Source organism: Mycobacterium sp., assembly GCF_052143115.1.
GTDB lineage: Bacteria > Actinomycetota > Actinomycetes > Mycobacteriales > Mycobacteriaceae > Mycobacterium.
This window is the reverse complement of record NZ_JBKQTQ010000164.1, coordinates 1-11,622: the sequence shown is the minus strand read 5'-3', so window position 1 is coordinate 11,622 and position 11,622 is coordinate 1. Positions and strand designations below refer to the sequence as shown.

The window sequence follows — 11,622 nt, the reverse complement described above, 5'->3', positions numbered from 1 at the left end:
AAAAGCCCCCGACACGCCGGGCGTGCGGGGGCTTTTGCGTCTGCTCGCGCTAGCCCGCGGGCGCGAACCGTGGCGCGCCGCCGGTGCCAGGCTCCGGCAGTGCCTCGACGCGCATCCCGCACGTCACTGAATCGGGTTCACAGTCAACGATATTCGCCGCTACCCGTAGTCCACTCTGTTCGACGAGCTCGACGATGGCGATCACGTAGGGCGTCGGAAGCGCCGGGTTGAAGGCGTGGTAATTGACCGTGTAGGTGAATACGCTGCCGTGACCCGATACCGGCCGCGCGACCAGCGGACCGCCGCAATCCCGGCATTCGCCGGCCGCGGGGTGCACCCAGTGCGCGCAATGGTCGCAGTGCTCGATGAGCAGCAGGGACGTCGCCTCGGTCGACACGAGCAATACAGTACACTCTATTAACTTGGGTTGTTGTGCAGCGGGTTGGTCTAACGGACGGCGCAGATGAGCTATTTCGAAAAAGATGCGATCATTTCCGGTATCGGCATCTCGCGAATCGGCCGTCGCACCGGCATTCCCGGGCTGGAGCTCACCATGGAAGCGGTCCGCGCCGCTATCGACGACGCCGGCCTGGCTGCGGCCGACATCGACGGCATTGCCACTCTGGGCGACACCCCCGCCGCCGAAGTCCTCGCCGCGCTGCAAATCGAAGCGTCCGACTGTGGGTCGGGGTTCGGCACTGGCGGTCTGCTGAATCCGGTGATGTCGGCATGCCGTGCGGTGTCCGAGGGCCACACCCGGCATGTGGTCATCTACCGGACGATTCAAATGCTGGGCGGCACTGTCCCGGTGAAGAAGGAAGAGAATGCGCCGGCACCGCCGCTCGCCCGGATGTTCGAGACGCCGGAAGGCGAAGAACCGCCGGTGGTCGGCCCGATGGACGATGTCAACGATCTGGTTGCCGCCCATGCTTATTCCGCGGCGAATTGGCTGTCGCTGAATTGCCGTCGGCATATGGAGCTGTACGGAACCACCAAGGAGCAGTTGGGCTGGCTGGCGATCAACAGCAGGCGTAATGCGGCATTGAATCCGCTTGCGGTCTATCGGGATCCGATGACCATGGATGACTATCTGGCCGCGCGGCCGGTTTCCACACCGTTCGGGCTGCTGGACTGCGACGTACCGATCGACGGGTCGATCGCGATGGTGGTGTCGGGCGCCGACTACGCCAAAGACTGTCCGCACCGGGCGGTGAAGGTCGAGGCGATCGGGGGCACGGACGGCGCAGGTGGCTGGTTTCACCGCGCCGACTATCCAAAGATGGCATCCGCCGACGCGGCGGCGCAGATGTGGTCGCGGACCGATCTGACGCCCGCCGATCTGAACCTCGCCGAGCTTTACGACGGGTTCACCTTCCTCACCTTCGCGTGGCTGGAAGCCCTGGGCATCTGCGCTGACGGCGAAGCGGGCCCGTTCGTCGAGGGGGCCGAGCGGATCGCCCTTGACGGCACGCTGCCGCTGAACACCTACGGCGGGCAGCTGTCGGCGGGCCGCATGCACGGCTATTGGCTACTGCACGAGACCTGTTTGCAATTGCGCGGTGAGGCAGGGGAGCGGCAGGTGCAGCGCCGGCCCGAAGTCGCGGTGGCCGCCGTGGGCGGCGGTCCGATCGCCGGATGCATGCTGCTGACATGTTGAGTGACCTGGTGCGGGCGTGCAATTGAGCCCTGAAGCTCGTCCGCATCTCAAAGCCGGTAGTGACGCCGAGCACCGGTCCGATAAGCGAGCTTCACAGATTGCGCGTCGCATCGAGGCTGACATCATTCGGCGTGGCTGGCCGGTCGGGCAAATTCTGGGTTCCGAGCAAGCGCTGCAACAGCGTTACCGAGTGAGCAGATCGGTGCTGCGGGAAGCCGTTCGGCTCGTCGAGCACCACCAAGTCGCGCGCATGCGTCGCGGGCCCAACGGCGGTCTGCTGGTCTGCGAGCCCGACGCCGCCCCGGCGACTCACGCCATCATCATCTATTTGGAGTACCTGGGCACCACGACCGGTGAGCTGCTCGATACGCGGCTGCTGCTGGAGCCGTTGGCGGCATCGCTTGCCGGAGAACAGATTGATGAAGCCGGCATCGATCGGCTGCGCGCGGTGTTACGGGCCGAGGAGGACCGTACGCTCGACCCGTCGACGCCGCATCACGAGTTCCACGCAGCACTGGCCGAGCAGTCCAAAAACCCTGTCCTGCAACTGTTTATCGACATCCTGATGCGGTTGACCGTTCGGTACGCCGAAGATTCGCGGCTGGACTCCGCGAGCGATGCCCTCGAGGCGATCGACCGCAGGCGTCAGGAACACGCGGATATCGTCAATGCGGTCACCGCGGGCGACTCGGCGCGGGCCAAGACGCTGAGCGAACGGCACGCGGAATCGATGACGAGGTGGCTGCAAGACCACCAGCCTCCGAGCCGGCCGGGCAACCGGAACGGACTGTACCGCCAGGCGCCGCACGGCAAGCTCGCCGAGGTGCTGGCGACCGCCATCCGCGACGACATCGCCGTTAGCGGCCGTCAGATCGGGGAGGTGTTCGGGACCGAAGTCGAGCTGCTGGAACGTTATCGAGTCAGCCGGTCGGTGCTGCGCGAAGCAGTGCGGCTGCTGGAACACCACGCGGTGGCCAAGATGCGCCGCGGACCCGGCGGCGGGCTGGTGGTGGCAGAACCGCAGGCGCAGGCCAGCATTGACACCATCGCGCTCTACCTGCAATACCGCAAGCCCCGCGGCGAAGACCTACGGTTGGTCCGCGACGCCATCGAGATCGACAACGTCGCAAAGGTGGTGAAGCGCCGCGACGCGCCGGAGGTGCGTGCGTTCCTGGACACCCATCGGCTGACTATCGAGGAGGCAGGCAACGATCTGCGCAAGGCCGGTATGGAAGAGTTCCTGTTCCACACCGGACTGGCTCAGCTGGCCGGTAATGCCTTGCTGGACTTGTTCCTACGGATCCTCGTCGAAGTGTTCCGCCGGCACTGGGTCAGCACCGAGCAGCCGATCCCGAGCCACAGCGATCTGGTCGACGTGCAACGCGCCCACCTGCGAATCATCGAGGCAATCGCGGATGGCGACGACAGCCTCGCGCGTTACCGCACGCGTCGTCACTTGGACGCCACCGCGTCCTGGTGGTTGTGACCCGGCGTTACCGTCCGAGTCGGCGCCGCCAGTCTTTGGCCGACGCCATACGGAGCATGGCTGCGATAATCTTGCCCTTCTTGCGGCTGTAGGGATACCAGAGCGGCTCCTTTTTCATCGTAACCCGCCCGGCCACAATACTTTTGGTGCGGCAGTATTTCCGGATCCCGTCGGCCCCGCCGGAGCGGGAACCGAGTCCCGAGTCGTTCCAGCCTTCCATCGGTGCCGGGAACTGGAAAGCGAGGACATTGTTGATGTCCACAATGCCGGTGTTCATTTTGCGCGCCAACGCCATCCCCTTGTTCTTGTCTCGCGTCCACACACTGCCGGACAACCCCAACGGGGAGTCGTTCGCCTTCTCGATCGCCTCGGCGACATCACGGACCTTCATCACCGGCAAGGTCGGGCCGAAGGTCTCTTCCCGCATGCACTTCATGCCGTGGTCGACGTCGACGAGCACCGTCGGCTGGTAAAACAGTCCCTCAGTGGCGGGGTCGCTCGACTTGCCCCCGACCAGGACCCTCGCACCCTTGCTGACGGCATCGTCGACGTGGCCGGACACAATGGCGAGTTGCTGCGCGGTGGTCATCGAGCCGACCTCGCAGGAATAGTCATGTTCGGCGTCCATGCCCTGGCGCAGCCTCGAGGTTTTGGCCACCACCTTGCTGACGAACTCGTCGTACACCGGTTCCTCGACGTAGCACCGTTCGACCGATATGCAGGCTTGGCCGGTGAGGGTGAATGCGCCCCAGACCGCGCCGTCGGCGGCGCGGTCAATGTCGGCGTCGGCGCAGACAATCATCGCGTCTTTACCGCCGAGCTCCAGGCTGCACGGGATCAGTCGCTGCGCGGCCGCGACGGCGATGCGGCGCCCGGTATTGACCGACCCGGTGAACATCACGTTGTCCACCAGATTGACCAAGGCGGCCCCGGTTTGGCCGAACCCGTACACCGCGTCGAGCACGTTCGGTGCACCGATCTGCTTCCACCCGTCGACCGCCATCCGCCACACCAGCGGGGCGACCTCCGAGGGCTTGGACAGCACGGCGCAACCGGCCATCAACGCTGCAGGAATGTCGCACAGCGGCACCAAAAGCGGGCCGTTCCACGGCGTGATCACGCCGACGAGTGGATACGGCTCGTAGGCAATGGTCAGTTTGTTCGCTGCGTTGGCCGCGCCGTAGGGGCGAACAGTCTGGTCGGCGAGGAAATCGGCGGCGTTGTCGATCCAGTAATTAATGATCTGCACACCGGCGATTTCGATGTTGGCGTCACCCCAAGACTTGCCCGTTTCGAGCTGCAGTAACGTCAACAGCTCGTCACTGTGGTCGAGCAGCCAGTCACGCCACTTACCCAGCCACCGTGAGCGGCCCTCGACACCGATCCGCTGCCAAGCCGGCTGGGCCGCCCGCAGTCGGGCCGCCACCGCCTCGACCTCCACCGACGTCGCCACCGGGACGCGGCCGACCACCTTTCCGGTGGCCGGGCAGGTGACCACCACTTCATGGGGGACATCCGCTTTCGGCGGGTTCGTGGGTGCCGCTGTGTCTGTACTCATTGCCATCACCTCAGCCGAATGAGAATGCGCATGGCGTTTGCCAGCTGGCACGAACGCTACGTTTCTTCCGGCGAGTTAGACGTTGGTTCCGCAAATCTAGATCAGTTAATGCCGTCCGGCTCGCTGCGGCCGCGGCCCATCAACTCCAGACCGGCCATCGCCTCCTCGGCGGCGGCCTTATCGGTCTTCTCCACGACGAAGCCCATGTGGATGATCACCCAGTCGCCCGGCGCGAATGTTTCCTCCGGCAGCATGCCGACATTGACCTTGCGATGCTCACCGACGACGTCGACCAGCGCGACCTGGTTGTTGTAGCCGTCGAGCATCCGCACTACTTGGCCGGGAATCCCCAGACACATCTGTCAAACCTCTCCTACCCGAGCTTCGTCTTCGGCGCGCAACATCGCCACCACCGATTCGACCGCCCGCACCGCTTCCGGGACCGCGGCTTCGACGGGCTCGCTCAAGCCCATTCCGTCGGCGACGTCGGCGACTTCGCATCCCACCACGATGGTCCGCGGGGCAGTCCCGCCCAGGGCGCGAAGACTCGCGAACACCGTCGCGGGATCCATGCCGTGTGCGTCCAGGCCCGCTGGAGCATCCGGTGATCCATGGTCGGCCTCGAACACGTGCACCGTCCCGGACGACCCGCGATTGGGGATCGCGTCGACGAGTACCAGCGCATCCCAGTCCTCGAGCAGGTCGTAGGCCAGATGCATGCCCCCGATGCCGTAGTCGGTGGCGCGCACCCCGTCGGAGCCGTTGACCCGGTCGAAGACGTGACGCAACACCTCGGGACCGAAGCCGTCGTCGCCGAGGAAGATGTTGCCGATGCCGGCTATCAGGATGCGGGACGCCATACCGCCGCGGTCGAATCCGCTACATGTGCCGCATCTTCAGGTAGCGCCGGGCATCTGGCAGGGACACCAGGCCCAGCACCACTGCCGAGAACACCATCAGTCCAAGTATGCCGATGAACACCCACCCTACGATCTCCATGTGGAATTCCTTTCCGTGGTAGTGGTTTCGAGCGGTTCGACTTCGTCGGGTGCGAAGTACAGGTAGCGGCCGTACCACTCGTGCAGGTCGGCGGCCGGATCGTCATCGACGACGACTCCGACGTGCTGGTTGCCGTCGACGTCTTCGTGCACCGAGGTGACACGAGCGGTCTTGCCGAAGAAAAACAGGTCTTGCGCGTCGGCGCGTCGACCCGGATGCAACCGCACCCGGCTGCCCCGCGACACCCGCACACCGTTCACCAGGACTGCATCGATGTCCGGACGAACAGCGTTGTCGGCCAGTGGGTCCCACCACTCCACGCCGTCGGGTATCTCTGGAATGAGGCCCGGCTCGCCGCTGGGCTCACCAAGGTGGGGATCACGCAAGACGCCGTGCAGGCGCTGCATCGCTTCGGGTGACATCGCATCGCAGCGGTCGATGATCTGCGCGGCCAGCGGATCGGTGGCGCGGGCCTGCGCCTTCTCCTCGTCGGTCATGGTCATCACCCGCAGGGTCAGGATCTCGTCGATCTCGGTGGAGTCGTAAAGCGCACCCTCACTCTGTTCCGCGATCTCCGGGTGGTCGTAGAGGATGATCGGTGACACCAGCAGCAGGTCGGTCTCGTCGGGCGGGCCGGCCAGCACCGGGAAACAGCGGTGCTGGTGGCAGTTAGCTGCCGCGGTCGCCGCGCGATCGGGCGGATCCAGCAGCGAAATGAACTCACCGCCAACGACTTCTGCGATGACGTGGGTGCCGATCATGGATTTGGCGATCGCCCAGTCTTTCCCGGCCTGGTCGATGCTTGGCGCGGTGTTGCGAACGGTGACGGTGACGCGGTTCAGGCCGTCGACGTGTTCGACGCCGACGCCCAGTTCACCGCGGATGCTTTCCCTGGTTCGCACCAGCCTGCCGCCCTCGACCGCGTCGACATCGCTGCCCGGCGGCGCCGTCACCGGCAGCGTCCACGGCCCGGCTGGCGCGGCGAAGCCGAAGGGGCCGAACGGCAATTCGACTTCGACGGCCTCGTCCCAACTGAGCCACGACCCGGCCGGCGTGGTCAGTTCGTCGACCGGTTGGTAGCGCCCGTCGCCGGTGTCGCGCTCGGCGGCCCGGTGCTGCAACTGCAGGAAACGCACGACCAGCTTGATGCCATCCGCGCTGTCAACGAGGAACTGCGCCGAGAGGCTGTCATCCTCGCCGATGCCCGCATCAGCAGCACCGGGCGGACCTAAAACCCCGAATTGCCAACGGGTTTGGTTCTTCCGCGACGATGCGCGGTATGGGTACAGCAGGTAGCCCTCGTAGAGTACGGCGTCGGCGATGGTACGGGCCCGGTCCCAATTCGCGCTCACCGGACCTCCTCGTGAGCTTGGGCCAGTAACTCAGTGACGGCGTCGTCGAGGCCCAACAGGCCGCGCGCGGACTTGTACGCGTTCAGAGCCGCCACCGTGTCGTGGCCAAGGCGCACCCATCCCCTGTTGGGGTAGTGCTGCTTGATCAGGTCCCGCCACACCGACACCGGCATGTCGTAGCGATCCTCGCAGTCCCACGGTACTTGCTGCACCGAGAACCCTTGCTGGCCCGCCATGAAAATCGTTCCGCTGAACAGGAACTGCAGCGGGACCAGGCCATCGCGCAGCGCGTGCAGATACTTGGCCGCCGTCACCTCGAAGTCGTACGTGCATTCCAGGGGGAGCGAGACCTCGGTGGTGCCGGTGAATCCCGGTACCATCGCCGCGCAGTGCTGCCACAGGAACGTGTGCTGGGTGGTTGCCCAACGTTCCCGTGGTCCGAACAAGTCGGTCAGTCCGGCGGCCTCGTCGTCGGAATAACCGCGCCGCAACGGGTCGATGCGGATCTGACATCGCAGCGCGATCGCGTGCACCGGCTGATCGCCGGGCACCGAGACAGCGATGCGCGCGGTCAGCATCGGCGTGATCGCATACGGCTCGGGGCCCACGTCGGCAACGGTGAACGAGGTGCCGGGCTCAGTCATGAGCGCCGCTCCTCCTCATCGCTTCGCTCTGCATCGTCGCTGGCGCAGTCACGGCCGTTGCTCCACACTGCGCTCGGCGAGCGCGGTGAAGAACTCGTCGATGAACTCGCGCGCTTCTTGGCCACCGTCGAAGCCGCGCCACCGCGTTCGTAGTCCGCCGACGAACTCGTAGCAGGCGTCGATCGGGACCAGGTAGCACTCGGGCGGTCGGTCGGCTTCTGCATCACTGGGCACGCGGATCAGCAGCGCCTCGACGTCGTCGGCGAGCAGACCGACCCTGGGTTCGGCTGCGCTGATTGCGCTCCAGGCGTCAAGGTCGAGTTCGGATTCGGTTGCCCCAGCCGGCCCCGGGTAGAACCCGACGGTGCGATCCAGCGTCGAGTTGCGGAAGAAGAACGCCAGGCCGACCGGGATCTGCAACGCATCCCAGGTGCGGCGATCGAGCGCGAAATCGGGAAATGATAGATACCGGTCCGGTACCGCGCGGTAGCGCAGCTCCGCGTGACTGTCGGTGAACAGCAGATAGCAGCCGCGGCACACGCACATCAATTGCCGCCCAGGCACATTCACTACGTGTTGGTGCGCGTCGGCGATCGGCTCCGAGCACATCTCGCACCGCTGTCCGGCCGGCTCCGGCCCACGCCGGTTTCCGGTGATGCGGGCCAGAACGTCGTAAGGGGTGGTCATGCGGGCGCGCCCATCGGCTCGGCCGGCACCGCGAGCGACAGCACCCCTTCGCGCAGCAGCAGTGGGATGGGATCGAGGTGGCGCTCGGTGCCGTCATCGAGGCCCGCCCCGGCGTGCACGACATCGAAATGCGCGTGACAGCGCGGACATCGCAGCACCGGGTCGCCCCCTGCGGCCGGTCGATGCAGCGCCGCACCGGCGAGGGATCCCTCGCAGGCCGGGCAGTGATCACGGTAGGCGTACAACTGGTCGCCGACCCGGCAGGCCAGCACCACCACGCCGGCAACCGAGAAACCGCCGACTTCCCCGGGAGCCAGGTCGGCCAGGTCGGGCACCTGATGCCACGCCGAGCCGCCGCCGTTGGAGGGCGCCCTGGAATGGACGGAAGCGAGCAGCGATTCGGCCGGGATCACGGTCGCCGACTTTCCCGCGCCGGCGTCGGGCGCCACCACTTCAATCGACGAAACCTCCGGTGCGGCAGCCCGAATCGCGTCCTCGACGGCCAATTCCAGCGTCACCGCCGACGACGGGCAACTCTTACAGCTGCCGGCGAATTGAAGCTGCACGGTGTCGCCGACGATGTCGAGCAGATGCACATCGCCGCCGTGCGAGCCCAGGTACGGCCGGACCCGGTCGAGTGCGTCGGACACCCGTCGCCGCACGTCGTAGGGGTGCAGGCCGTGCACGAGCAGCAAGCTGGCCACCAAGTCGTCGGCGACCAGGCGGTCCAGAATGCCCGGATCCGCCTGATCGCCGACTGCCGCGAGGATTCGCGACAGGCCCGCGCCGTAGAGCTCGACTACTTCGCGGACCAGCTGCTCGGCGCGCTCACGCGCGGCCACCCCACTGGCCGCCGTTGCGTCCAGCAGCGTCTGGATCCGATCGCCCGCCGAGCGCCACTGCGCGTCCCCCTGCAACTCCTCGGGGCGATCAGCCATGCATCACTCCCCGGTCGCCGTTTGCGTCGGCGAGTGCAGCCGCTCCAGTGTCTTGCCGTTGCCGAGATACATGTGCACACCACAGGGCAGGCACGGGTCGAAGCTGCGGACCGTGCGCATGATGTCTATGCCCTTGAAGTGCTCCCGGTCGTTCTCCTCGAAGATCGGCTGGCCCTGCACCGCGTCCTCGTAGGGCCCCGGTGTGCCGTAGCTGTCGCGCGGGTTCGCGTTCCACGGGGTGGGCGGGTACGGGTGATAGTTGGCGATCTTGCCGTCGCGAATCACCATGTGGTGGCTCAACACTCCGCGCACCGCCTCGGTGAACCCGCAGCCGATGCCTTCCTTGGGCACGTCGAACTTCTCCCAGGTCTTAGTGCGGCCGGCCCGGATTTCAACCAGTGCCTTCTCCGCGAAGTGCAACGCACACGCGGCGGCGTAAGCCTGGAAGTAAGTCCGTGCCCGGTCCCGCTCGATGGTGTTGGACCCGTGATGGGGGATCTTCCACTCGAACTCGACCGGTCCCTTGAGTGCGGTCTTGGGCAGGTTGATTTGCACCGAATGACCGGTGGACTTCACATAGCCGATGTCGACCAGTCCGGCCAGCGCCGTCGACCACAGCCGGGCCAGCGGACCGCCGCCGGTGTCCAGAGCCAAGTGGTCCTTGCCGTCGAACCAGCGTGGCGACATCACCCAGCTGTAGTTGCCGCCGTCCATGTCCCGCTTCTGCGGATGCGGGTTGGTGTGCTGGTTCCACGGGTGGCGCCGGTCGACCGGATTACCCAGCGGGTCGGTCTTGACGAACGTCTCCTGATCGGTCCAGTCGTCGTAATACGAACTGCCCAAAAGGATCCGAATACCCAGGTTGATGTCGACCAGCGAGTGTGTCACCAGCTTGCCGTCGACCACCACGCCCGGTGTGACGAACATGGCGTTACCCCACCGCTCCATGTCCTTGTATGCGAAGTTGCACACGTCGGGGTCCTGGAACGAGCCCCAGCAGCCCAACAGGGTGCGGCGCAGACCGACCTTCTCGTAACCGGGCATCGCCTCGTAGAAGAAGTCGAAGAGATCGTCGTGCATGGGCAAGACCTTCTTCATGAACTCGACGTAGCGCATCAGGCGGCTCATGTAGTCGGTCATCAACTGAATGGTCGCCACCGTGCCGACTCCACCGGGGTACAGCGTCGATGGATGTACGTGGCGACCCTCCATGAGGCAGAACATTTCTCGGGTGTACCGGCTGACTTGTAGCGCCTCGCGGTAGAACTCCCCGCTGAACGGGTTGAGCGACCGCATGATGTCGGCGATGGTCTTGTACCCGTGTGCGTCGGCATGCGGAGCCGCGGTGTTTTCCGCTTTGGCCAGCACACCCGGGTTGGTCTCGGAGACCATCTTTTCGCAGAAGTCCACGCCGACCAGGTTTTCCTGGAAGATGTTGTGGTCGAACATGTATTCCGCGGCCTCGCCGAGGTTGACGATCCACTCGCCCAGGTGCGGCGGCTTGACCCCGTAGGCCATGTTCTGGCAATAGCAGGAACAGGTGGCGTGGTTGTCACCGCAGATACCGCAAATGCGGCTGGTGATGAAGTGGGCGTCGCGAGGATCCTTGCCCTTCATGAAAATCGAGTAGCCGCGGAAGATCGACGATGTGCTGTGGCACTCGACGACTTCGCGGTTCTCGAAGTCGATCTTGGTGTAGATGCCGAGGCTGCCTACGATCCGGGTGATCGGATCCCATGCCATTTCGACGAGTTGGCCGGGCTCGCGCTTCGCGTGGGACGGCTCCGGGATGATCGTTGTCATCGAACTTAGCTCCCTATCTTCAGCTGAGATGCCGCGTCGCGCCTTACCAGGTGCGGCGTGCGCCCGTCGTGAGTTTGTCGCCCTTGTGTCGCCACTTCGGCTCTTTGTCCACGGTGCGCGCGGTGACACCGCGCAGGTTGCGGATCAGCGAGCCATACAGTCCTGACGCGGTGGTGGAAACCTTGCCGCCCGGCGGCTCGTCCATGAAGGGCATGAACTTGTCCGGGAACCCGGGCATGGTGCACCCGATGCAGATGCCGCCGACGTTGGGGCAGCCGCCGATACCGTTCAACCATCCGCGTTTGGGCACGTTGCATTTGACCACTGGGCCCCAGCAGCCAAGTTTGACAATGCATTTCGGTGATCCGTATTCGGTGGCGAAGTCGCCCTGCTCGTAGTAGCCGGCCCGGTCACAGCCCTCGTGCACGGTATTGCCGAACAACCACTGTGGCCGCAGCGCGTCGTCGAGCGGGATCATCGGTGCCTGCCCGGTGGCCA

At 65.3% G+C, this 11,622-nt stretch carries 12 protein-coding genes and 1 pseudogene; 2 read left to right on the top strand and 11 right to left on the bottom strand.

The window, feature by feature from the left end; translation table 11 throughout:
• Window positions 1-49 precede the first annotated feature (49 nt).
• Complete coding sequence (locus ACLQI9_RS16895) at window positions 50-403, bottom strand: Zn-ribbon domain-containing OB-fold protein (protein ID WP_442382260.1); 354 nt, start codon at window positions 401-403, stop codon at window positions 50-52.
• Window positions 404-463: 60 nt separating this feature from the next.
• On the opposite strand from ACLQI9_RS16895, the gene ACLQI9_RS16890 reads away from it, so the two are divergent.
• Window positions 464-1,657, top strand: a complete 1,194-nt coding sequence (locus tag ACLQI9_RS16890) for a thiolase family protein (protein WP_442382261.1) — start codon at window positions 464-466, stop codon at window positions 1,655-1,657.
• 97 nt (window positions 1,658-1,754) lie between these two features.
• Entirely contained in the window at window positions 1,755-3,143 is a 1,389-nt protein-coding gene (locus tag ACLQI9_RS16885; RefSeq protein WP_442382276.1) for a FadR/GntR family transcriptional regulator, read from the top strand.
• A gap of 7 nt (window positions 3,144-3,150) precedes the next feature.
• Here the strand turns inward: ACLQI9_RS16885 and ACLQI9_RS16880 are convergent, their stop codons facing one another.
• The 10 genes and pseudogenes from ACLQI9_RS16880 to ACLQI9_RS16835 all read right to left on the bottom strand — a co-directional run.
• The gene (locus tag ACLQI9_RS16880) at window positions 3,151-4,701 is read right to left on the bottom strand and encodes an aldehyde dehydrogenase family protein (RefSeq protein ID WP_442382262.1); all 1,551 of its coding nucleotides are present in this window, start codon (window positions 4,699-4,701) and stop codon (window positions 3,151-3,153) included.
• 101 nt (window positions 4,702-4,802) lie between these two features.
• Window positions 4,803-5,060 (bottom strand): HypC/HybG/HupF family hydrogenase formation chaperone, encoded by a 258-nt coding sequence (locus ACLQI9_RS16875; RefSeq protein WP_442382263.1) that lies wholly within the window; start codon window positions 5,058-5,060, stop codon window positions 4,803-4,805.
• Window positions 5,061-5,063: 3 nt separating this feature from the next.
• On the bottom strand, window positions 5,064-5,561 hold the full coding sequence (locus ACLQI9_RS16870) for a hydrogenase maturation protease (RefSeq protein WP_442391943.1): 498 nt from the start codon (window positions 5,559-5,561) through the stop codon (window positions 5,064-5,066).
• A 19-nt stretch (window positions 5,562-5,580) separates the two neighbouring features.
• On the bottom strand, window positions 5,581-5,700 hold the full coding sequence (locus tag ACLQI9_RS16865; RefSeq protein WP_442382265.1) for a DUF6893 family small protein: 120 nt from the start codon (window positions 5,698-5,700) through the stop codon (window positions 5,581-5,583).
• A complete protein-coding gene (locus ACLQI9_RS16860; RefSeq protein WP_442382266.1) occupies window positions 5,688-7,052 on the bottom strand; it encodes a hypothetical protein in 1,365 nt (454 codons plus the stop codon). The genes ACLQI9_RS16865 and ACLQI9_RS16860 overlap by 13 nt, the downstream gene beginning before the upstream one ends.
• Window positions 7,049-7,696 carry a DUF6084 family protein gene (locus tag ACLQI9_RS16855; protein WP_442382267.1) on the bottom strand — a complete coding sequence of 216 codons (648 nt, stop codon included), beginning with the start codon at window positions 7,694-7,696 and terminating at the stop codon, window positions 7,049-7,051. Before ACLQI9_RS16855 ends, ACLQI9_RS16860 begins: the two co-directional genes overlap by 4 nt.
• Before the next feature lie 48 nt (window positions 7,697-7,744).
• Window positions 7,745-8,383, bottom strand: coding sequence for a DUF5947 family protein (locus ACLQI9_RS16850; protein WP_442382268.1), 639 nt, complete (start codon window positions 8,381-8,383; stop codon window positions 7,745-7,747).
• Window positions 8,380-9,321, bottom strand: a complete 942-nt coding sequence (locus ACLQI9_RS16845; protein WP_442382269.1) for a NifU family protein — start codon at window positions 9,319-9,321, stop codon at window positions 8,380-8,382. The genes ACLQI9_RS16850 and ACLQI9_RS16845 overlap by 4 nt, the downstream gene beginning before the upstream one ends.
• 3 nt (window positions 9,322-9,324) lie before the next feature.
• On the bottom strand, window positions 9,325-11,124 hold the full coding sequence (locus ACLQI9_RS16840) for a nickel-dependent hydrogenase large subunit (protein ID WP_442382270.1): 1,800 nt from the start codon (window positions 11,122-11,124) through the stop codon (window positions 9,325-9,327).
• Window positions 11,125-11,167: 43 nt separating this feature from the next.
• A pseudogene (locus ACLQI9_RS16835) lies at window positions 11,168-11,622 on the bottom strand (hydrogenase expression protein HypE); the annotation flags it as partial.